Here is a 21,491-nt window from a genome sequence, read left to right on the forward strand (position 1 = left end):
GGTTGGAGCATGCCGGACGACGCCGCAGCAGCCCGGGCCGCCGCCGAGGAGGAATCCGCCTTCTCGCACGCGGCCGTCCACCCCGACGCCACGGCGGCCTACGGCGACCACCCCGACCAGGTGATCGACTTCTACGCCCCGCGCGGCGCGGAAGCCGCCGGGCCCGCGGCCGTGGCCCCGCTCGTCGTGGTGCTGCACGGGGGCGCGTGGCGGGCGCCGTACGACCGCCGGCACATCAGCCCGTTCGCGGACTTCCTCGCCCGACGGGGGTTCGCTGTCGCGAGCGTCGAGTACCGCAGGGGGGCCGACGCGGATACGGGTGCGTCCGGCGGTTCCGAGGGGCCCCTCGCCGGTCGCTGGCCGGAGACCTTCGACGACATCGCCGCCGCACTGGACGCGCTGCCCGCCCTCGCACGGGAGGCCGTGCCGCAGGCCGACCTCCGCCGTACGGTGATCACAGGGCACTCGGCGGGCGGGCAGCTGGCACTGTGGGCGGCTGCCCGGCACCTGCTCCCGGCGGACGCGCCGTGGCGTACGGACCGTCCCGCGCCGCTGCGGGGTGTCGTGGCCCTGGCCCCGATCGCCGACTTCGCCGTGGCCGCGAAGCTCGACGTCTGCGGAGGCGCGGCGGTTCAGCTCCTGGGCGGCCAGGAGCACTTCGCGCAACGGCAGCCGTATGCCGACCCGGCGCTGCTGCTGCCCACCGGCATCGCGACGACGCTCGTCCAGGGACGTTCCGACGTGGTGGTGCCGCAGGCCGTCGCCGAGTCGTACGCGGACGCGGCGGCGAAGGCGGGGGAGGTCGTGGGGGTGACCCTCCTGGAGGGCGCCGGGCACTTCCCGCTGATCGATCCGGCGGCGGACGCCTGCGCGGTGGTGGCGGAGGAGATCGCGCAGCTGGCCTGGTGAAGGCGGCCTCGCGCGAAGGCGCCTCGCGCGAAGGCGCCTCGCGCGTGGACCGGTGTGTGCTGGGGCGCTTGAGCTGTGGGGCCGGAGTGCTCGGCGTTCCTGGTCAGGCCCACCGGCTACTGACCGACGCGACCGGCCGGGCCGTCAGGGCCGACCCGTAGTACCTGAGAGGGACCCCGAAGGACCCCTCTCACTGGTGACGACCGCGACGCCGGCCTCGCCGTACCGTTCTGAACGTGACCGAGACGACCCAGACGCACAGGCCCCCGACACCGCCCAGCGGTGCCGCGGCGCGCAGCCCCGAGTACCGGCTGGCCCTGGATGCCCTGCGGGGGCTGCGCCAGGATCTGTTCCACGACGCCTTCGCCTACCGTCCGCTGCCCCGCATGAGCCTCGACGGGCCGATGACACGCCGGCTGAAGGGCCGGCTGCGGCAGTACGCGGCGTGGACGCCGCACGCGGTGGTGACGTCGGCGGGCCTGCTGGCGATGCTCGTCGGGTTCGAGTCGAGTCACGGGGGGAGCCTCGACGGACTCGTCGGCCTCCTCGCGCTCGCTCCGGTCCTGCTGACCCTCGTCCGCCCCGTCGGCGCCTTCTGGGTGTCCATGGCCGCGGCTCCGGTCTCCGGAATTTTCTACGGCGGCTGGTACGAGTGGCCCTGGCCCCCCGGCAGCCTCGTCGCCCATCTGACCGTGCTGACGATCGTCGCCGTGCGCACCCGGCCTCGTACGGCCGCGTGGATGTGGGCGCTGACCGCGGTCTACGCGTTCCTCGCGGACTCCCTCCTCAGCTCCGGCTACTACGACAGCAACAGCGGCCCGATGCTGGTGATGTCGGCGTTCATCCTGCTGTTCGTCTCCGTGCTGCACATACGCCGTGAGGCCAGGCAGGAGGTGACCGCCCAGCAGACGGTCACCGAGCACGAGCGTTCCCGCCGCACGCTGCTGGAGGAGCGCACGACGATCGCCCGCGAGTTGCACGACGTCGTCGCCCACCACATGTCGGTCGTCGCCATCCAGGCGGAGGCCGCGCCCTACCGGGTGGAGAACCCGCCGCCGGAGCTGGAGCACGCCTTCGTCACCATCCGGGAGAACGCGGTGGCGGCGCTGACCGAGCTCCGCCGTGTCCTGGGCGTCGTGCGCGCCGAGGACTACGAGGCGCCCGAGGCCCCGCAGCCCGCCCTCGCCGACCTGGACGCGCTGCTGGCCAACGTGCGGGACGCGGGCCTGACCGTCGACAAGACGGTGACCGGGGCGGTGCGCGAGCTTCCCCAGGGCGTGGAACTCTCGGCCTACCGAATAGTCCAGGAAGCGTTGAGCAACACCTTGCGGCACGCGCCCGGAGCGAGCGCCCGGGTCGAGATCGGCTATGTCCTCGGCGGGCTGGGCCTGCGCATAGTCAACGGCTCGCCCCCGGCGCCCGCCCTGGTCAAGCCCTCCCCCGGCGCGGGCCACGGCATCACGGGGATGCGCGAGCGCGTCACCATGCTGAACGGCCAGATGACGGCCGGCCGCACCGACGAGGGCGGCTACGAGGTGACGGTGTTCCTGCCGGTGGCCACGGTGAGCGAAGGTGACGCATGACGATCCGCGTGCTGATCGCAGACGACCAGATGATGGTGCGCGAGGGCTTCTCGGTCCTGCTGAACGCGATGCCGGACTTCGAGGTCGTCGGCGAGGCGGTCAACGGCCGGGAGGCGGTCGAGAAGGTCCGTGAACTGGCGCCGGACGTCGTGCTGATGGACATCCGGATGCCCGAGCTGAGCGGCATCGAGGCGACCCGGGAGATCATCGCCGCGGACGGCGCGGCGAAGGTGCTGGTGCTGACGACGTTCGACCTCGACGAGTACGTGTACCAGGCGCTGCGGGCGGGAGCGTCGGGCTTCCTGCTCAAGGACGCCTCGGCACGGCAGCTCGCCGACGGGGTCCGGGTGGTGGCCGCGGGCGAGGCACTGCTGGCCCCGTCCGTCACCAGGCGGCTGATCACGGAGTTCTCGAAGCTGTCCGACGCCCCCGGCATCCCGGCCTCCGCGCAGGCGGCGTACGGGGACCTGACCGAGCGGGAGACGGAGGTGCTGGTGCTGATCGCCCAGGGCCTGTCGAACTCGGAGATAGCCGAGCGGCTGGTCGTGGCCGAGTCGACGATCAAGACCCACGTCAGCCGCATCCTGGTGAAGCTGGGCCTGCGGGACCGCACGCAGGCGGCGGTGTTCGCGTACGAGGCGCGGTTGGTGACGCCGGGCTGAGCCGCGCATCGGCGTCGAGCAGGGCGCCGCGCCCGGGGGTGGGCGTCAGTGCAGTGCGGCCTCGCCCGTGTGGACGGCGCGCACCACGGCCACCTGCATGACAACTCCTCCAAGTACAAGATGCCCACTCTTCCCGATGTTCCGTTCGGTGGCGGGGGCCGATCGGCGGCCGGTGGCATGCCTTGCGTCCCTCGCTGGAACACCCTGGTCAACGAGCGTGCTTCCGGGCTAGCGTCCGTCCATGGCAGCTGCTTCGGACCTCGCCTTCGACCCGTGGGACCCGGCGTTCCTGGCCGACCCGTACCCCGCCTACGCGGAGCTGCGCGCCCGGGGCCGGGTGTTCTACTTCGAGCCCACGGACCAGTGGCTGGTCCCGCACCACGCGGACGTCTCGGCGCTGCTGCGCGACCGGCGCCTTGGCCGGACCTACCAGCACCGCTTCACGCACGAGGACTTCGGCCGCACCGCGCCCGAGCCGGAGCACGAGCCGTTCCACACGCTGAACGACCACGGGATGCTGGATCTGGAACCGCCGGACCACACGCGGATCCGGCGCCTGGTGTCGAAGGCCTTCACACCACGCACGGTGGAGCGGCTGAAGCCGTACGTGGACAAGCTGGCCGGCGAACTCGTCGCGGCGCTGGCGGAGGCGGGCGGCGGGGACCTGCTGACGGACGTGGCGGAGCCGCTGCCGGTCGCGGTGATCGCCGAGATGCTCGGCATCCCCGAGCCGGACCGGGCGCCACTGCGCCCCTGGTCGGCGGACATCTGCGGGATGTACGAGCTGAACCCGTCGCAGGAGACGGCGGCACGCGCGGTGCGGGCGTCGGTCGAGTTCTCGGACTACCTCCGGGAGTTGATCGCCCAGCGCCGCAAGGCCCCCGGCGAGGATCTCATCTCCGGGCTGATCGCGGCGCACGACGAGGGCGACCGGCTCACCGAGCAGGAGATGATCTCGACGGCGGTACTGCTGCTGAACGCGGGTCACGAAGCCACGGTGAACGCCACGGTCAACGGCTGGTGGGCATTGTTCCGCGACCCCGGCCAGCTGGCCGCCCTGCGCGCCGACCACTCCCTCGTCCCCTCCGCCGTCGAGGAGCTGATGCGCTACGACACCCCGCTCCAGCTCTTCGAGCGCTGGGTCCTCGACGAGATCGAGATCGACGGCACCATGATCCCGAGGGGCGCGGAGATCGCGATGCTCTTCGGCTCCGCGAACCACGACGACCAGGTCTTCGCCGCGCCGGAACGCCTGGACCTCACCCGCCGGGACAACCCCCACATCTCCTTCAGCGCCGGCATCCACTACTGCATCGGGGCCCCGCTGGCCCGCATCGAGCTGGCGGCGTCGATGCGGGCGCTGCTGGAGCGGGCCCCGGCCCTGCGGCCGGCGGCGGAGCCGAAGAGGAAGCCGAACTTCGTGATCCGGGGGCTGGAGGGGCTGAGCGTGGAGGTCGGCTGATCTGCTCCTGCCGATCGCTTCGTCGGTCGGGGCGACCGGGCGCAGGGCAGGTAACGGGACATCCAGACGGTGACGATCGGCGCCGAGGTCGGCCTCCCGTCCCCCGTCGGCATCGATCCCGACACCGAGGGCCTCAAGAAGTCGTCGACCGTGGCCGAACCGTCAGCTGCTGATCACGTCCCGCCGGCGCAAGCCCATCAGCCCCCCGGCGACCAGCACCACCGCCAGCCCGGTCAGCACCGACACCGCCCCCCACTCCATCTCCCCACCCGGCATCTTCGGAAGATGCCCGAACGGTGACACATCCAGCACCGTCTGAGGGACGTCCAGCGCGGGACCGATCCAGCCGATCAGCACGACCGCCCCGGCCGCACCCCACGCCGCCGTCGCCGACCGCGGCGACACCCCGTGCAGCAGTACCGCCACCCCGCCGATCACCCAGATCGCCGGGAGCTGCACCAGGCAGGCCCCCAGGATCGGGCCGGCCGACCTGCCGTGGCCGGCCGCGAGGCCCAGCCCCGCCAGCAGCATCAGCAGCACGGAACCGCCGAAGGCCACGACCAGGTGCCCCGCCGCCCACCGCAGCCGCCCGACCGCGTTCGCCAGCACCGGCTCCGCCCGCCCCGACGTCTCCTCGCCGTGCAGCCGCAGCACCGACGCCACGACGTACAGGGCGGCGACCAGGCCGAGCATCCCCACCATCGCCGCGAGGAACGCGTCCGTCAGGCCGGACCGGCCGCCCATCCGCTGGAAGATCTCCCGGGCGCTGTCGTTGTCGCCGACCAGGTCAGCCGCGCCCTCGGCCATCCCGCCGTACACCACCCCGGCGAGGAGGAATCCGATGCTCCAGCCGAGCACACTGCCCCGCTGCAACCGCCAGGCCAGCGCACCGGCCGTACCGAGCCGCCCCTCGGCCGGACCCGGCCGGCTCGGCAGGAAGCTCATGCCGACGTCCCGCCGACCGGAGAGCCCGTACGCCACCGCGCCCTGCGCCACCGCCGCACCGGCGAACAGCAGCAGCACCCACCAGCGTTCGGCCGCGAACGGCCGTAGGTTCTCCAGCCAGCCGAGCGGCGACGCCCAGGTCAGCGGCGAGGAACCGTCGTCCGTCGCCGAGTCGCCCGCCGCGCGCAGCGCGAAGGCCGCGCCGAGCAGCCCGGCCGCCAGTCCGCGGGCCAGCCGCGCGCTGTGCGTGAACTGGGCGACGATCGCCGCCGTCGTCGCGAAGAACATGCCGACGCCCGCGATCCCGAGTCCGAGGGCGAGGGCGCCGCTCGTGCCCTGACCGGCCAGGCCGCCGGCCACCAGCAGCGCCAGCACCCCGTTCGCCACGAGAGCGGTCAGCAGCGTCGCCGTCAGCGGGGCCCGGCGGCCCACCATCCCGGCCGAGATCATGTCCTGCCGGCCGCTCTCCTCCTCGTCCCGCGTGTGCCGTACGACGATCAGCAGGCTCATCACCGCGGCGAGCACACCGGCGTACACACCGGCCCGCCACGCGGTCAGCGCGCCGAGCGAGTCGCCGAAGACCGGGCCGATCATGGCGCGCAGGGAGGCGTTGGTCTCCATCTGGCGGACCAGGCCGGCGCGTTCGGCGGCGGTGCCGTACAGGCCCTCGAGGGTGTTCGGCATGGACAGCACCATCAGGGCGTTCACACCGACCCAGATCGGGATCATGGCCCGGTCGCGGCGCAGCGCGAAGCGCAACAGAGTGCCGGTGCCCGCCAGTTGACGTGACCCGGTGCCCCGTACCGCGAAGGTCGTGGCGGTCATCGCGCGGCCACCTCTGCGTGCTCGTCGGTCTCCTGCTGGTAGTGCCGCAGGAACAGCTCCTCCAGGGTGGGCGGCGTCGAGGTCAGGGACCGTACGCCGGAAGCGCTGAGGGACTTCAGTACGTCGTTCAGCTTGTCGGTGTCGACCTGGAGGCGGACCCTGCGTCCCTGTACGTCGAGGTCGTGCACGCCGGGCAGATGCGACAGCCCGTTGGGCGGACCGGCCAGCTCGGCGGTCACGCTGGTGCGGGTCAGATGGCGCAGGTCGGCGAGCGAACCGGTCTCCACCGTGCGGCCCTTGCGGATGATGCTGACCCGGTCGCACAGCTCCTCGACCTCGCTCAGGATGTGGGAGGAGAGCAGGACCGTCCGGCCGCGCTCCCGCTCCTCGGCGACGCAGCGCCGGAAGACCTCCTCCATCAGCGGGTCGAGGCCCGAGGTCGGCTCGTCCAGGATCAGCAGGTCGACGTCCGAGGCGAAGGCGGCGACGAGGGCGACCTTCTGCCGGTTGCCCTTGGAGTACGTGCGGCCCTTCTTGGTCGGGTCCAGCTCGAACCGCTCCGTCAGCTCCGCGCGGCGCCGTTTGTCCAGGCCGCCGCGCAGACGGCCGTACAGGTCGATGACCTCGCCGCCGGAGAGGTTGCGCCACAGGGTCACGTCGCCGGGGACGTACGCGATCCGGCGGTGCAGTTCGACCGCGTCGGTCCAGGGATTGCCGCCGAGGACCTGGGCGGCGCCGGAGTCGGCGCGGAGCAGGCCGAGCAGGACGCGGATGGTGGTGGACTTGCCCGACCCGTTCGGGCCGAGGAAGCCGTGTACCTCACCGGACTCGACGTCGAGGTCGAGGCCGTCGAGCGCATGGGTCCGGCCGAACGACTTGTGCAGGCCGGAGACGGTGATTGCCTTGGTCATGGCATGAACGTACGCGGGCTTCAGAAATTTGTGAAGTTAAGGAAACGTATGAATCGTCGGTACACTCAGGGGAGGGCGTTGAGCAGGGGAGATGATGCCGGGATGACGGAAGCGGGTGTGAGCGGGGCGGATCGGCGGAATCCGGAGGCCGTCGGCCGTTTCGTCGAGCACTTCGCCGCGCAGCTCGTGGAGGCCGGGATGCCGAGGATGCCGTCGCGCGTCTTCGCCGCCCTGCTCGCCTCCGACGCCGGTGCCCTCACCTCCGCCGAGCTGGGTGAACAGTTGCAGATCTCGCCCGCCGCGGTCTCCGGCGCGGTGCGCTACCTGGCGCAGGTCCACATGGTCTCGCGCGAGCGGGAGCCCGGTTCGCGCCGGGAGCGGTACCGGGTGCACGGCGACCAGTGGTACGAGGCGCTCACCAACCGCGAGGCCGTGCTCAAGCGCTGGGAGGACGCCCTGCGGGACGGCGTCGACAGCCTGGGCGCCGGCACCCCGGCCGGCCGCCGGCTCGCCGAGACGCTCGCCTTCTTCGAGTACCTGGAGGGGGAGCTGGAGGCGCTGATGGAACGCTGGCGCGCGCACCGCGAGAAGGTCTTCGGCCGCGGCTGACGGCGCGAGGCGGCCCCTTACCGCAATCCCCTTACCGCAATCTCCTCACCGCCCCGGCAACGTCAGCCCCCACGCCCCCTCCCGCACCCGCCACGTCCGTGTCCGTACCGGGCCGCTCACGCCCGCGTCCGAGCGGTAGCGGAAGTCCGCTCCCGAGACGGTCACCGTCCGTCCCTCCGCGCGCAGCGGCGTCGCCTCCGCGCCCACCGACAGCGGGCGCACCTCGATCTCCGCCGCGCCGGAGCCGTCCGGGGCGACGGACACTGCCTCGACCGGCTGGTCCAGATCGACCAGCGTCGATCCGTCGACCTCGATCCGCAGCCGCGCGGGCCCCGGCGCGGACACCGACGGCACCCGCGCAGGACGGGCCGCCACCAGGGTGCGTACGAGGGACTGGCACGTCCGCAGCCAGGGCGCCCGCGCCGAGGGCGTGTCCTCGTCCAGCGGCACCGGCGGGATCCGCAGCGCCCCCAGCACCACCCCGTCGCTGTCGTCGACGAGCAGGTCCAGCCGCCGCTCGACCCCCTCCAGCACCGTCCGCGCCGCCGAGACCGCACTCCCCGGCACCCCCAGGGCCGCCATGAGCCCGAGGGAGGGCCCCACCGGGACGACCGACAGCACACTTCCGGCCAGCTCCCGCTGCCGGTGCAGCAGGGCCACCGTCCGCACCAGGGCGCGGTCGTCGCCGATCACCACCGGCCGCCGTGAGCCCCTGCGGGCCAGCGCCCGGGCGAATTCCTCCGGTCCGTCCGGCAGGCACACCTTGGCGGCCGCACCCGCGCTGAGCACGTCCTTCGCGATGCGGACGGACTCCCCGTCCGTCCTCCGAGCGACCGGATCGATGATCACCAGCAGCTGATCGGACGTCGGAGAAGTCGCCACCTCGGTCATGCCTCGCTTCCTCGGGTAGCATCTTTGTGCAAGAGCCCCTTGCGCTATTGCGCCAGGGGCTTCGTCTATTCCGGGGCATCCGGTCCGACGGTCGCGGCCAACGACGGCCGCGGGGCACGCGGCGGCAAGACCACCGCGTTCGCCCCTGACCTTGGACATGCCCCGCCCGGAAGGGGTGTACGCGCGTGCCCGCACTTGTGCTGCTCGGTGCTCAGTGGGGTGACGAAGGCAAGGGAAAGGCGACGGACCTGCTAGGCGGGTCGGTCGACTACGTAGTGCGCTACCAGGGCGGCAACAACGCCGGCCACACGGTGGTCGTCGGCGACCAGAAGTACGCACTGCACCTGCTCCCTTCCGGAATCCTCTCGCCCGGCTGTACGCCGGTCATCGGCAACGGCGTCGTCGTCGACCCGTCTGTCCTGCTCTCCGAGCTGAGCGGGCTGAACGAGCGTGGCGTCGACACGTCCAGGCTCCTGCTCAGCGGTAACGCGCACATCATCACGCCGTACAACGTGACGGTCGACAAGGTGACGGAGCGCTTCCTCGGAAAGCGCAAGATCGGCACCACGGGCCGCGGCATCGGACCGACGTACGCCGACAAGATCAACCGCGTCGGCATCCGGGTCCAGGACCTGTACGACGAGTCGATCCTCACGCAGAAGGTGGAGGCCGCGCTCGACGTCAAGAACCAGATCCTCACCAAGCTCTACAACCGCCGCGCGATCGCCGTCGGCCAGGTCGTCGAGGAACTGCTCGGCTACGCGGACAAGCTCGCCCCGTTCGTCTCCGACACCGTCCTGGTCCTGAACCAGGCGCTGGAGGAGGACAAGGTGGTCCTCTTCGAGGGCGGCCAGGGCACCCTCCTGGACATCGACCACGGCACGTATCCGTTCGTGACGTCGTCCAACCCCACGGCGGGCGGTGCCTGCACGGGCGCCGGTGTCGGCCCCACGAAGATCAGCCGCGTCATCGGCATCCTCAAGGCGTACACGACCCGCGTCGGCGCGGGCCCGTTCCCGACGGAGCTCTTCGACGAGGACGGCGAGGCGCTGCGCCGCATCGGCGGTGAGCGGGGCGTGACCACCGGCCGTGACCGCCGCTGCGGCTGGTTCGACGCGGTGATCGCCCGCTACGCGACCCGCGTGAACGGCCTGACGGACTTCTTCCTCACCAAGCTCGACGTCCTCACCGGCTGGGAGCAGATCCCCGTCTGCGTGGCATACGAAATCGACGGCAAGCGGGTCGAGGAGCTGCCGTACTCGCAGACCGACTTCCACCACGCGAAGCCCGTCTACGAGATGCTGCCCGGCTGGTCGGAGGACATCAGCAAGGCCAAGTCCTTCGGCGACCTGCCGAAGAACGCGCAGGCCTACGTCAAGGCCCTGGAGGAGATGTCCGGCGCCCCGGTCTCCGCGATCGGCGTGGGCCCGGGCCGGGACGAGACGATCGAGATCAACTCGTTCCTGTAGCCGGCCGTCCGGCCGTCCTTCCCACGCCCGCCGTTACGCCCGCCGTTACGCCCTCCGGGTGCGTCCGGCGGGCGTGCGGCCGTCGGGGGCGGTGCAATCGGCGTATGAGCAATCACGGGATCGTGCCGTGCCATGGCCCGTACGGCGGAGAGGGGGCCGACGCGGCGGGGTCGGAGTGCTCCGACCCCGCGGTCTTCGAGGTCGCGCGCCACAACCGGGCGCCCCTGAAGGTGTGCCCGGTCCACCTCGGGCCGTCCCTGCTGATGGCGGCCGGGGTGCTGTGGCCGCCTGCCGTCACCGTCATCGGCCGGACCTGAAGCGGGGCCCGGGAGGGCGGCCCGGTCAGCTGAACACGATCATCGACCCCTGCGCCAGGCTCCGCGTCGCCGCCGCGTGCAGGCCGAGCCAGACGTGGCGCTCACGGGCGAACGGGCTCGGGTCGTACGGTGCGGGAACGGCGGGCTCCTCCAACTCCGTGGGAGCTGGAGGGGCTTGGGGGGCGGCAGGCGGGTTGGCCGGGTCGATGCCGATCGACGGGGCCACGAACTCCAGCTCGCGCAGCAGCGCCTGCGAGGAGCCCAGCGGGCCGCCGCCCGCGAGGAGCTCGTCGTCCGCCAGCGGGTGCGGGAAGTCGACGGGGACGTACGCCCCGGCGTGGTCGTAGTGCCAGACCAGATGGGACTGCTGGGCCGTCGTCTCGAACATCTCCAGAAGCTGTTCGTAGTCGCCGCCCAGTTCGTCGACCGGCGTCACCGGCAGGCCGCACACCTGGAGCAGATACGCGCGGCGCAGGAAGTGCAGTGCGTCGTAGTCGAAGCCGGCCACGGGGGCGACCTCGCCGGACAGGCCCGGCATGTACTGGTACACCGGCACCGGCGGCAGCCCGGCCTCGGCGAGCACCTTGTTGTATTGCGCGAGTTCCTCGGCGAACGGGTTGTCGGGGGTGTGGCACAACACGTCGACGAGCGGTACCAGCCACAGGTCACAGGCCAAAAGAGGGCTCCTCTTCACGCAGGCGGCGCGGGTGTTGACGCGGGCAGCGCATAGCACGTTGGTCGAAGAAGGGTAATCCGTGTGCCGCGGGGCGGGGCCCCGCGTGCAGGTCCCATACCCACGTCAGACGTCGGCCAGCCGCTCGATCAGAGCCAGCGCGTGCGCGTTGTGCTCGGCGACGAGGGCGCGTGCGGCGTCGGTGTCGCGCCGCGACAGCGCGTCGATCAGTTCGGTGTGGCCGGTCCACAGGTGACCGCGCAGATCGGGGAGCCGGCGCAGATGCTGCACCGCGCACACCCAGGACTGCACGCGCAGCCGGTGCAGGAAGTCGACCAGGTACGGGTTGCCGAACAGACTGCCCAGCTCACGCCAGAAGCGCAGGTCGTAGCCGACCAGGACGGTGAGGTCCCCGGCGCAGGCGGCGCGCTGCGCCTCCTCGCCACGCCGCCGCACACCCGCGAGGGCGGCGGCCGTGTACGGGTCGTCGGGGTCCTGGAACCGCGGCGGGCCGCCCCGGCCGCGCTCCAGGGCGTGGAACATGCCGTCCATGACCAGGCTGCGCGCCTCGACCAGTCCGCGGAAGTCGGCGAAGGAGTACTCCCGCACCCGGAAGCCCCGGTGCTGGAGCGCGTCGAGCAGGCCCTGCGCGGACAGGTCGACCAGCGCCTCGCGCACCGGCGTCGCGGAGACGCCGTACTGGTCGGCGATCTCCTTGACCGTGAACTCCTGACCCGGCTGGAGCCGCCCGGCCAGCACCTCGTCGCGCAGCGCGTCCGCGATCTGCTGTCGCAGGGTGCTGCGGGTCACGGCGCCGTTGCCGGGCATGGTCGGGCGGTCTCCTCGTCGCGTGTGGGGGCGTGCTCGTGGTGCGGGTCCACGAGCACGCCACCATACGCGGTCGGATCCCCGGCCGTGATTACTCGGTGTGCTCGTCGGCCACCGACAGGGCCGCGTCCAGCGCCGCCAGACCCTCCTTGAGTTCGGCCTCGGTCACGTTGCACGGCGGGACGACGTGTGTACGGTTCATGTTCACGAAAGGCCACACCCCGCTTGCCTTGGCCGCCGCCGCGAACGCGGCCATCGGCGCGTTGGCCTCACCGGCCGCGTTGTAGGGCACCAGCGGCTCGCGGGTCTCCCTGTTCCGCACCAGCTCCAGCGCCCAGAACATGCCGGTGCCGCGCACCTCGCCCACGGACGGGTGCCGCCGCGCCAGCTCCCGCAGCGCCGGGCCGACGACGTCGGCGCCGAGCCGCGCCGCGTTCTCGACGACGCCTTCCTCGGCCATCACGTTGATCGTCGCGACGGCGGCGGCGCAGGCGAGGGGATGGCCGGAGTAGGTCAGTCCGCCCGGGTAGGGCCGCTTGCCGAAGGTCGCGGCGATCTCCCCGGAGACGGCGACGCCGCCGAGCGGCACATAGCCGGAGTTCACGCCCTTGGCGAAGGTCATCAGGTCCGGTACGACGCCGAACAGGTCCGCCGCGAACCACTCACCGGTGCGCCCGAACCCGGCCATCACCTCGTCGAGGACGAGGACGATCCCGTACTTGTCGCAGAGCTCGCGGACGCCCGCCAGATACCCCGGCGGCGGCACCATGATCCCGGCGGTCCCCGGGATCGTCTCCAGGACGATCGCGGCGACGGTCGCCGGGCCCTCGAAGGCGATCGTCGTCTCCAGGTGCTCCAGCGCCCGCGCGCACTCCTGCTCCTCGGTCTCGGCGTAGAAGCGGGAGCGGTACAGGAAGGGCGCCCAGAAGCGCACGACGCCGGAGGTGCCGCTGTCGCTGGCCCAGCGGCGCGGGTCGCCGGTGATGTTCACGGCCTGCTGGGTGCCGCCGTGGTACGAGCGGTAGGCCGACAGCACCTTCGGGCGGCCGGTGTGCAGCCGTGCCATCCGCACCGCGTGCTCGACGGCGTCGGCGCCGCCGTTGGTGAAGAAGATCTTGTCGAGGTCGCCGGGGGTGCGCTCGGCTATCAGACGGGCCGCCTCGGAGCGTGCCTCGACGGCGAAGGCCGGCGCGAAGGTGGACAGGGTCCCGGCCTGCTCCTGGATCGCGGCGACGACCTTCGGGTGCTGGTAGCCGATGTTGGTGTAGACGAGGCCGCTGGTGAAGTCCAGGTAGCGGTTGCCGTCGTAGTCCCAGAAGTACGACCCCTCCGCACCGGCGACGGCGAGCGGGTCGATGAGCTCCTGCGCGGACCAGGAGTGGAACACGTGCGCGCGGTCCGCCGCCTTCACGGCGGCGCCGGCGGCGGGATGGGGCTGAGGGGTCATGCGGCCGAGCGTAAATGTCCGGGATGCGGACGCGACATCGGCGTCCTGTCTGTGGTCTCACGCATTCCGCGACAGGTTGTCGACGGTGGCTCGTGAGGATAGTTGACAGGATGCTGTCGAAAATGACAGCATCCTGTCATCCGACCCTGCCGCATGGCCCGAGGAGGAGTCATGAACAGCGCTCGCAAGCCCGTCCACCTGGCCGTCTACGACACCCTGGCCGACTGGGAGACCGGCCACGCGACGGCGTACCTCGCCCGCGCCGGGCACGAGATCCGCACCGTCGGCGTCACCGCCGACCCGGTCACCAGCCTCGGCGGACTGCGCATCCGGCCCGACCTGGCCCTGGACGCCGTACGGCCCGAGGACAGCTCGCTGCTGATCCTCCCGGGCGCCGACCTCTGGGACGCGGGCGACGATCTCGCCCCGGTCGCCCGCAAGGCCCGCGAGTTCCTGGCCGCCGGGGTGCCCGTCGCCGCGATCTGCGGGGCCACCGCAGGGCTCGCCCGCGAGGGCCTGCTCGACGACCGGGACCACACCAGCGCCGTCTCCTTCTACCTCGCCGCCACCGGCTACCAGGGCGGCGACCGGTACGTCGAGGCCGACGCGGTCACCGACGGCGGCCTGATCACCGCCGGGCCGACCGAGCCGGTCGCCTTCGCGCGGGAGATCCTCGGGCTGCTCGGGGTGTACGAAGGCGAGGTGCTCGACGCCTGGTACCGGCTGTTCCACGACTCCGACGCCGGGGCGTACGCCGTTCTCGAACAGGCGGGTGCGCGGTGAGCCACCGGCGGCAGGACCTGTTCAGCCGGGGGGCGCTCGGCGTCTTCCGGCTGAACGGCCAGTTCCTCGCGGTGGCGGAGGACCTGGCCCGCCCGGCCGGGCTCACGGCGGCCTGGTGGCAGGTGCTCGGCGCGGTGCTGGGCGAGCCGCTGCCCGTCGCCGGGATCGCCCGGGAGATGGGCATCACCCGGCAGAGCGTCCAGCGCATCGCCGACCTGCTGGTCGAGCGGGGCCTCGCCGAGTACCGCCCCAACCCCACCCATCGGCGCGCCAAGCTCCTGGCCCCCACCGAGGCGGGCGTCGCGGCGGTGCGCCGCATCGGCCCCGGGCACGCGGAGTTCGCCGACCGGCTGGCCCGGGCGCTGGGCGAGGAGGAGTTCGAGGAGACCGTACGGGTGCTGGAGCGGCTGTCGCGGGTGCTCGACGAGGTGGGGAAGCCGACGGACGCCGGGGAGCCGTAGCAGCGGCGGGGCTCCGCGCCGCGGGGCAGAGGGGCGAGATGCCGCCCTCACGGAGGCGCCCTCACGGAGGCGTCGGCACGGAGGCGTCGGCACGGAGGCGTCGGCACGGAGGCGGCTTCGCGGAACCGTCGCCACGAACCCGCCGGCGGAGCCCGCCGCACCGGATCGCCGTTACGGAACCGCAGAAACCGGACCCGCCGTCTCCTGGGGCCGCCGCATTATTCTTCGGTCAACGCACAGGGGCGGATGGGGGAGGCGGGTTCGCCGTGGACAGACTGGGGCCTGGGGATCCACCGCGGATCGGTGCCTACCGGCTGCTGGCGCGGCTCGGTGCCGGCGGTATGGGGCACGTGTATCTGGCGCGCTCGGACCGGGGGCGGACCGTCGCGGTCAAGCTGGTGCGCAAGGAGCTCGCGGCGCAGGAGGAGTTCCGCGCGCGGTTCCGGCAGGAGGTGCGGGCGGCGCGGCAGGTCGGCGGCCACTGGACCGCGCCCGTGCTCGACGCCGACACCGAGGCGGCCGTGCCGTGGGTGGCCACCGGCTATGTCGCCGGTCCGAGCCTGCAGCAGGTCGTGGGCCGGGACCACGGGGCGCTGCCCGAACGCTCCGTGCGGATCCTCGGGGCCGGGCTGACGCACGCGCTGAAGGACATCCACGCCACCGGGATCGTGCACCGGGACCTCAAGCCGTCCAACGTGCTCGTCACCATCGACGGGCCGCGGGTCATCGACTTCGGGATCGCGCGGGCGATGGAGACCGTGACCGACGGCGGCCTGACGCGGACCGGCGCGCTCGTCGGCTCGCCCGGTTTCATGGCGCCGGAGCAGGTGCGCGGCGATCGCATCACGCCCGCCTGCGACGTCTTCTGCCTCGGCTCCGTGCTGGCCTACGCCGCCACCGGCAGACTTCCCTTCGGCGGCGCGGACAGCGGGGTGCACGCCCTGATGTTCCGCATCGCCCAGGAGGAGCCGGACCTGGACGGGGTGCCCGAGGGCATCGCCGACCTCGTGCGGGACTGTCTGCGCAAGGAACCGGCCGCCCGGCCCTCGCTGGACGACATCCTGCGCCGCACGGGCGCGGAGGACACCGTCACGGGCGGGCGGTCCCGGGACCCCTGGCTGCCGGGCGGGCTGGTCGCCCAACTCGGGCGGCACGCGGTGCAGTTGCTGGACACGGAGGATCCGGAGGCGGCCGAGGGCACCGACGCCGACCGGGGCGCGTCGCCCGAGCACGCGTCCCCCGCCGACGAGGCGGCACCGCCGGGCGCCGGGCCGCAGCCGCTGGACCGGATGCCCACCGTGGCCGCGGCCCAGGGCACCGCGCCCCCGGCCCCGCCGCACCCGGCGTACGGCCGTCCGCAGCAGGGGCACGGCCATCCCCAGCAGCCCCAGGGCCCCGGCGCGGCGCCGGGCGCGGCGCCGCCACCGCCGTACGTGCCCGCCTACGGGCCCCGGAGCGGCGGCGCGCCCGCATCCGGCCTATACGGCGACGGCCCGTACGGCGACGGCCCGTACGGGAACTCCTCCTACGGAACCGGCCCTTACACGGCCGGGTACGGCGCCACCCCGCCCTACGGCAGTCCTCCCACCGGCGCCCCCGAGGAGCCGCCGGGCAGAAGCGGCCGCACCACCGTGGCGCTGGTGGCGATGGCACTGGTCGTCGCGCTCGCCGCCGGCGGGACGGTGTACGCGCTGATGGACGGCAGCGAGGAGCCGCAGGCCGGTCCGACCGCCTCCGCGCCCGTCGGTTCCTCCGCCCCGAGCGGCCCCGAGGCGTCCACCCCTGAGCCCGAGCCCTCACCGCCGGTCTCGTCCACGCCCCCCGGCGGTCCGATACCCGACCGCTACCTCGGTACCTGGACGACCACGATCGAGAACGCGAGCGGGCGGCACACCCGGCGGCTCACCCTCCAGCAGGGCGAGGTGGGCGACACCGTCCTGTCCCTGGTGGCGGACGGGCCCGCCGCGGACGGCGGCGGCTACCACTGCGTGTTCCAGGCCCGGTTGGCGGAGCAGCCGGGCGCGGACGGCCCGGTGCGGGTCGGCCCGTCCACCGTGACGGCCGGCGAACCGCCCACCGCCTGCACCCCGGGCGCGGCCACCGAGGTCACCCTCCAGCCGGACGGCAGCCTCCAGCGCCTGAACGGGGCCACCGGGGAGAAACTGACGTACCGGCGCCAGTGACGAGCGCCGGGAGACGGCGGAAGTCACGCGCCCCGTGGGGAAGTTGAACGGCCGGCGAACATTGCCGACGGGGCCCTGACGGGCGGTTCGGACAGACGTACGGTGACCCCACGATCCGAGCTCTGGGAGTGGCGGGGGACCACCAGTGGAGTGGCTGAACATCGAGAACGTCATCGCCATCGGCACGTCCGTCCTCGGTCTCCTCGTGCCGATCGTGATGTTCCTCTACGACCGCCGGGTGCCGCGCCGCAAACTGATCGGCTACCGCGTGCAGATGGACAGTCCGATAGGCGACGGCGCGTCCAACCCCCGCCTCGGCGACTTCGACGTGCCGAACATGGCCGACGCCTCGCTCGTCCTGCTGCGCATCGAGAACGACGGCTCCCAGAGCGTCGCCGACAACGACTACACCTCGTCCGAGGTGCACGGCCTGACCGCCGACTTCACGGGACGCACGGTCCAGGCCGTCGCCGTCACCCAGCCGTCCGGCATCGACCATCTCAACAGCCACTTCACGAACGCCAACGGCTTCGAGCACGTCGGCAGCACGGTGACCATCCCCCGGGTGCCGCTCAACCCGGGCGACCACTTCAAGCTGCTCGTGCTGCTCTCCGGCGGACCGGCGGAAGGGGAGGTCAAGCTGATCGGTGGCCTCCGGGACGGCAAGGTGCACCGCAACAGCGCTCCGAAGCCGGACGAGAAGCAGCGCACGTTCAGTCCCGCGGCCCGGCTGCTCAGCGCCGCGCTCACCCTCGCCCTGATCCTCCTCGCCGGCATCATCGTGCTGCGTGACGGCAACCCGATCGAGTGCGAGCAGGGCGAGCTCAGGGTGACCGGCTCGACCGCCTTCGAGCCCGTCGTCAGCACGCTCGCCGAGCAGTACGAGAACAAGTGCGAGGGCGCCGACATCACGGTCGAGGCGCGGGGCAGCGAGGACGGTGTCGCCGAGCTCGCCGAGCTGGGCGCGGAGTCGAGGAACGCCGCCCGGTCGGTGATCGCCTTCTCGGACGGCCCGATGGGTGAACGCTGGGACCTGACGGGGGAACGGGTCGCGCTCTCCGTCTTCACCCTCGTCGTCCACCCTGACGTCGAACTCGGCCCGCACGGACTCTCCCTGGAGGAGGTGCGGGAGATCTACGCGGGCCGGTACCAGCGCTGGGGGCAGGTCGTCCCCGGTGCGAAGGAGATCGCCGACCTGCCCATCGTCCTGGTCAGCCGGGGTGACGAGTCCGGCACGCGGCAGATCTTCCAGGACCGGGTGCTGCGCGGGTGGGAGCAGGCGCCGAGCACGTCACTGGACTGCCGCCCGCCCGCCCGGGCCGGTGACAGCGTCACGCGCTGCGAACTCGGCTCGACCGCAGCCGTGCTGGACAAGGTCGGGCAACAGCCGGGCGCGATCGGCTACAGCGAACTCGGCCTCGCCAGGGCGCGGGGCGACGACGTGAACCGGGTGGCCCTGGCCGGCGACCAGCCCGACGACCGGCAGATCGAGCTGGGCGGCAGCCGCTACCCGTACAAGGACGTCGAGTACGCCTACACCTACGGCGTGCCCCGGCCCGGCTCCCTGGCCGCCGGCTTCCTCGCCTACGTCGACGAGTCCACCAGCCAGGACGTGATCCGCGACAAGGGGCACCTGCCGTGCCTGCGTGATCCGGGCCTGTGCGGCTGAGGCCCCCGCGGGTTCGGCGGCAGCGGCGGCCACGGGCGGGTCACCGGGGCTCGGGCGGGCGCTGCCGCGGCATGTTGGGGCGGGCCGCCGCTCCCGGGGGCAACGGGAACCTGCCCTGCCCGGCCGCACCCTCCGGCCGGCCACCCGGCACCAGGGCCGACTGGATCCCGAGCGGCGCCGGCCCGGTCCGGAACTCGACCATCCAGTCCGCCGTCTCGGTGCGCACCAGCTCCGTCACGTCCTCCGTGAACCTCCGCAGCACCCCGAGGCACCGCTCGGCCGCCTCCCCGGCCGTCCCCTCCGTGGGCCCGAGCACCTCCCGCACGCTCTCCGCCGCCCAGTCGAACTGCAGGGCCTGCAACCTGCGCTGCACGGCCTGCGCGGTCGCCATGTCCCTCATCCACCCGGACGTCACGCCGAAGTACCGGTCCACCGCCACGCACGACACCGCGAGCAGCAGTGCCAGGTACCCCCAGGGCGCCACACCGCCCACCACCCCGGTCAGGTCGAGGAACGGCAGCGCGGCCCCGGTCACGGCGCCCACCGCCGCCCCGCACCGCAGGCCCCTGGCCTGCCGCCGCTTCCACACCCGGTCGGCGAGATACCAGGCCGCCGTGTCCAGGGCCCCGCGCTCCACCCACCGGTACAGCTCGTCCAGGCGCATGGCGGGCTCCGCCCAGTCACCGAGCGGAAACGACCGCCCGGCCAGATCGCCCGGCCGCAGACCGGCCGCACCCTCGCCCCGCCCGTCCTGAGGCGGACCCTCGGGCTGCATCTCCGGCTGACCCACCCGGCACTCCCTATCGACCACAGCTGATCACGGTGCGTGACACCTCGTTACGGCGCAGGTGTCGTCACGACATCCCGCCTGATGGTGACGCCGATGCGCCGTGACCCTTCCTACCTCCCAATGGGTGGCGAAGGCCCTGCTTTCCCCTGTTTTCCGCCCGGAAGTGGGTCTTGATCAGGTATAGGAAATGCAGTCCTCTCACTCGAAAGAGTGCTGGGGCGACGGCCGCGTGGACCACGTAGGCTCGTGCTGAGCGGGAAAACCCCGCGTCTCGTGAGCCCCGGAAGAGGAGCTGATCGTGATCCCCGGTGGTGGCCAGCCCAACATGCAGCAGCTGCTGCAGCAGGCCCAGAAGATGCAGCAGGACCTGGCGAAGGCGCAGGAGGAACTGGCGCAGACGGAGGTCGACGGCCAGGCGGGCGGCGGTCTGGTGCGGGCCACGGTGACCGGCGCCGGTGAGCTCCGCGCCCTGCGGATCGACCCGAAGGCGGTGGACCCGGAGGACACCGAGACCCTCGCCGACCTGGTCGTGGCGGCCGTGCACGCGGCCAACGAGAACGCGCAGGCGCTCCAGCAGCAGAAGCTGGGCCCGCTGGCCCAGGGCCTGGGCGGCGGTGGCATCCCCGGACTGCCCTTCTAGGACAGGCTGCGGGAAACTACCGTACGTACTGAACAACACCGAGAAGGGCGGCAGTCCGTTGTACGAAGGCGTGGTTCAGGACCTCATCGACGAACTGGGGCGGCTTCCCGGCGTCGGTCCCAAGAGCGCCCAGCGGATCGCCTTCCACGTGCTGCAGGCCGAGCCGGCGGACGTCCGCCGGCTCGCGCACGCCCTCCTGGAGGTCAAGGCGAAGGTCCGCTTCTGCGCCACCTGTGGCAACGTCGCCCAGGAGGAGCTGTGCGGGATCTGCCGTGACAGCCGCCGCGACCCGGCGGTGATCTGTGTGGTCGAGGAACCCAAGGACGTCGTCGCCATCGAGCGCACGCGCGAGTTCCGGGGCCGCTACCACGTGCTCGGCGGCGCGATCAGCCCGATCGAGGGCGTCGGCCCGGACGACTTGCGGATACGGGAACTGCTGGCCCGCCTGGCCGACGGCACGGTCACCGAGCTGATCCTGGCCACGGACCCCAATCTCGAGGGCGAGGCCACGGCGACGTACCTCGCCCGCATGATCAAGCCCATGGGCCTGAAGGTCACCCGCCTGGCCAGCGGCCTCCCAGTGGGCGGCGACCTGGAATACGCGGACGAGGTGACCCTCGGCCGCGCCTTCGAGGGGAGACGACTCCTAGATGTCTGACGCCACGCTGCACTCCACGACCCGCGACCCGGACGACTTCGCGGTCCAGATCGCGGACCAGGTAGAGAGCTTTCTGGTAGCCGTCACCGAGGTGGCCCGTGGCGACGAGCCGGCCTCGGCCGTGCCCTTCCTCCTGCTGGAGGTCTCCCAGCTCCTGCTGGCCGGCGGCCGTCTGGGCGCCCACGAGGACATCGTCCCGGACGAGCGCTACGAGCCCGACTCCGGCCCCGAGCCCGACGTCGACGAACTCCGCGAGAACCTGGCCCGGCTGCTGGAGCCGATCGACGTCTACTCCGAGGTCTTCGACCCCTACGAGCCGCGCAAGGCCCCCGTCCCGGCCCGGATCTCCGACGACCTCGCGGACGTCATCACCGACCTCCGCCACGGCATGGCCCACTACCGCGCGGGCCGCACCACGGAGGCCCTGTGGTGGTGGCAGTTCTCCTACTTCTCCAACTGGGGGCCCACGGCGTCCGCCACCCTGCGCGCCCTGCAGTCGGTACTCATCCACGTCCGCCTGGACCAGCCGCTCGCCGAACTGGACGGTCTGGACACCGACCAGGGGATGGGCGACGACACCCTGGAGATCGAGGCCGGCAAGGTCATGCAGCAGGAGATCGCGGGTCCGCTCGGCCTGCGGGTGACGTAGTGGCCGGGACGGCCGGCTCATGACGTTGTGATGCGGGGCACTTTCCGAGTGGCCCGGCCGGTGTGCGGGCAGGTGCTTCCCCGGAGCGGGCGGCGGAGATCTCACCATGCGATATCGCGAGGGTGAT

21 protein-coding genes are annotated in these 21,491 nt (G+C 72.5%); 14 read left to right on the top strand and 7 right to left on the bottom strand.

Translation table 11 applies throughout. The features are described 5' to 3' along the window. Nucleotides 1–9: 9 nt before the first annotated feature. The 4 genes from ACGF8A_RS03260 to ACGF8A_RS03275 all read left to right on the top strand — a co-directional run bounded on the left by ACGF8A_RS03260 (nucleotide 10) and on the right by ACGF8A_RS03275 (nucleotide 4,616). Entirely contained in the window at nucleotides 10–909 is a 900-nt protein-coding gene (locus tag ACGF8A_RS03260) for an alpha/beta hydrolase family protein (RefSeq protein ID WP_393103676.1), read from the top strand. A gap of 236 nt (nucleotides 910–1,145) precedes the next feature. After that, nucleotides 1,146–2,492: a sensor histidine kinase gene (locus ACGF8A_RS03265; RefSeq protein WP_393103678.1), complete on the top strand. Its 1,347-nt coding sequence runs from the start codon at nucleotides 1,146–1,148 to the stop codon at nucleotides 2,490–2,492. After that, nucleotides 2,489–3,154, top strand: a complete 666-nt coding sequence (locus ACGF8A_RS03270) for a response regulator (protein WP_393103680.1) — start codon at nucleotides 2,489–2,491, stop codon at nucleotides 3,152–3,154. Before ACGF8A_RS03265 ends, ACGF8A_RS03270 begins: the two co-directional genes overlap by 4 nt. A 241-nt stretch (nucleotides 3,155–3,395) precedes the next feature. Next, nucleotides 3,396–4,616, top strand: a complete 1,221-nt coding sequence (locus ACGF8A_RS03275) for a cytochrome P450 (protein ID WP_393103682.1) — start codon at nucleotides 3,396–3,398, stop codon at nucleotides 4,614–4,616. A 162-nt stretch (nucleotides 4,617–4,778) separates the two neighbouring features. On the opposite strand, the gene ACGF8A_RS03280 is transcribed toward ACGF8A_RS03275, so the two are convergent. Next, on the bottom strand, nucleotides 4,779–6,386 hold the full coding sequence (locus ACGF8A_RS03280) for an ABC transporter permease (protein WP_393103684.1): 1,608 nt from the start codon (nucleotides 6,384–6,386) through the stop codon (nucleotides 4,779–4,781). Next, on the bottom strand, nucleotides 6,383–7,297 hold the full coding sequence (locus ACGF8A_RS03285) for an ATP-binding cassette domain-containing protein (protein WP_393103686.1): 915 nt from the start codon (nucleotides 7,295–7,297) through the stop codon (nucleotides 6,383–6,385). The genes ACGF8A_RS03280 and ACGF8A_RS03285 overlap by 4 nt, the downstream gene beginning before the upstream one ends. 102 nt (nucleotides 7,298–7,399) lie before the next feature. Between ACGF8A_RS03285 and ACGF8A_RS03290 the strand changes: the two genes are divergently transcribed. After that, nucleotides 7,400–7,906, top strand: a complete 507-nt coding sequence (locus ACGF8A_RS03290) for a GbsR/MarR family transcriptional regulator (RefSeq protein ID WP_393103689.1) — start codon at nucleotides 7,400–7,402, stop codon at nucleotides 7,904–7,906. 45 nt (nucleotides 7,907–7,951) lie between these two features. On the opposite strand, the gene ACGF8A_RS03295 is transcribed toward ACGF8A_RS03290, so the two are convergent. Continuing rightward, the gene (locus ACGF8A_RS03295) at nucleotides 7,952–8,797 is read right to left on the bottom strand and encodes a diacylglycerol kinase (RefSeq protein ID WP_393103691.1); all 846 of its coding nucleotides are present in this window, start codon (nucleotides 8,795–8,797) and stop codon (nucleotides 7,952–7,954) included. 185 nt (nucleotides 8,798–8,982) lie between these two features. Here ACGF8A_RS03295 and ACGF8A_RS03300 point away from each other — a divergent pair, with 185 nt between their 5' ends. Together ACGF8A_RS03300 and ACGF8A_RS03305 are read left to right on the top strand one after the other, a co-directional pair. Next, entirely contained in the window at nucleotides 8,983–10,266 is a 1,284-nt protein-coding gene (locus ACGF8A_RS03300; protein WP_393103693.1) for an adenylosuccinate synthase, read from the top strand. A gap of 104 nt (nucleotides 10,267–10,370) precedes the next feature. Then, nucleotides 10,371–10,583 (top strand): hypothetical protein, encoded by a 213-nt coding sequence (locus ACGF8A_RS03305; protein ID WP_393103695.1) that lies wholly within the window; start codon nucleotides 10,371–10,373, stop codon nucleotides 10,581–10,583. 25 nt (nucleotides 10,584–10,608) lie between these two features. Here ACGF8A_RS03305 and ACGF8A_RS03310 read toward each other — a convergent pair whose 3' ends face one another. The 3 genes from ACGF8A_RS03310 to ACGF8A_RS03320 form a co-directional block, all read right to left on the bottom strand. Then, complete coding sequence (locus tag ACGF8A_RS03310) at nucleotides 10,609–11,259, bottom strand: hypothetical protein (protein WP_393103697.1); 651 nt, start codon at nucleotides 11,257–11,259, stop codon at nucleotides 10,609–10,611. A 123-nt stretch (nucleotides 11,260–11,382) separates the two neighbouring features. Then, the gene (locus ACGF8A_RS03315; protein ID WP_393103699.1) at nucleotides 11,383–12,084 is read right to left on the bottom strand and encodes a GntR family transcriptional regulator; all 702 of its coding nucleotides are present in this window, start codon (nucleotides 12,082–12,084) and stop codon (nucleotides 11,383–11,385) included. A 91-nt stretch (nucleotides 12,085–12,175) separates the two neighbouring features. After that, a complete protein-coding gene (locus tag ACGF8A_RS03320; protein WP_393103701.1) occupies nucleotides 12,176–13,531 on the bottom strand; it encodes an aspartate aminotransferase family protein in 1,356 nt (451 codons plus the stop codon). Nucleotides 13,532–13,702: 171 nt separating this feature from the next. Here ACGF8A_RS03320 and ACGF8A_RS03325 point away from each other — a divergent pair, with 171 nt between their 5' ends. The 4 genes from ACGF8A_RS03325 to ACGF8A_RS03340 all read left to right on the top strand — a co-directional run bounded on the left by ACGF8A_RS03325 (nucleotide 13,703) and on the right by ACGF8A_RS03340 (nucleotide 18,627). Continuing rightward, nucleotides 13,703–14,314: a type 1 glutamine amidotransferase family protein gene (locus ACGF8A_RS03325; RefSeq protein ID WP_393103703.1), complete on the top strand. Its 612-nt coding sequence runs from the start codon at nucleotides 13,703–13,705 to the stop codon at nucleotides 14,312–14,314. After that, a complete protein-coding gene (locus ACGF8A_RS03330; protein WP_393103705.1) occupies nucleotides 14,311–14,775 on the top strand; it encodes a MarR family winged helix-turn-helix transcriptional regulator in 465 nt (154 codons plus the stop codon). Before ACGF8A_RS03325 ends, ACGF8A_RS03330 begins: the two co-directional genes overlap by 4 nt. Before the next feature lie 266 nt (nucleotides 14,776–15,041). Next, nucleotides 15,042–16,958: a protein kinase gene (locus ACGF8A_RS03335; RefSeq protein WP_393103707.1), complete on the top strand. Its 1,917-nt coding sequence runs from the start codon at nucleotides 15,042–15,044 to the stop codon at nucleotides 16,956–16,958. A gap of 145 nt (nucleotides 16,959–17,103) precedes the next feature. After that, a complete protein-coding gene (locus ACGF8A_RS03340) occupies nucleotides 17,104–18,627 on the top strand; it encodes a substrate-binding domain-containing protein (protein WP_393103709.1) in 1,524 nt (507 codons plus the stop codon). Between the two features lie 40 nt (nucleotides 18,628–18,667). On the opposite strand, the gene ACGF8A_RS03345 is transcribed toward ACGF8A_RS03340, so the two are convergent. Beyond that, nucleotides 18,668–19,417 (bottom strand): SLATT domain-containing protein, encoded by a 750-nt coding sequence (locus tag ACGF8A_RS03345; protein WP_393103711.1) that lies wholly within the window; start codon nucleotides 19,415–19,417, stop codon nucleotides 18,668–18,670. A 298-nt stretch (nucleotides 19,418–19,715) separates the two neighbouring features. Here ACGF8A_RS03345 and ACGF8A_RS03350 point away from each other — a divergent pair, with 298 nt between their 5' ends. The 3 genes from ACGF8A_RS03350 to ACGF8A_RS03360 are packed head-to-tail and all read left to right on the top strand — an operon-like array spanning nucleotide 19,716 to nucleotide 21,364. Continuing rightward, nucleotides 19,716–20,057 (top strand): YbaB/EbfC family nucleoid-associated protein, encoded by a 342-nt coding sequence (locus ACGF8A_RS03350; protein WP_393103713.1) that lies wholly within the window; start codon nucleotides 19,716–19,718, stop codon nucleotides 20,055–20,057. Between the two features lie 58 nt (nucleotides 20,058–20,115). Next, nucleotides 20,116–20,715, top strand: a complete 600-nt coding sequence (gene recR / locus ACGF8A_RS03355) for a recombination mediator RecR (protein ID WP_171109735.1) — start codon at nucleotides 20,116–20,118, stop codon at nucleotides 20,713–20,715. Continuing rightward, nucleotides 20,708–21,364: a DUF5063 domain-containing protein gene (locus ACGF8A_RS03360; protein WP_393103715.1), complete on the top strand. Its 657-nt coding sequence runs from the start codon at nucleotides 20,708–20,710 to the stop codon at nucleotides 21,362–21,364. The genes recR and ACGF8A_RS03360 overlap by 8 nt, the downstream gene beginning before the upstream one ends. The last annotated feature ends 127 nt before the right edge of the window (nucleotides 21,365–21,491 follow it).

It is taken from the genome of Streptomyces sp. NPDC047706 (genome assembly GCF_043204795.1).
Lineage (GTDB): Bacteria > Actinomycetota > Actinomycetes > Streptomycetales > Streptomycetaceae > Streptomyces.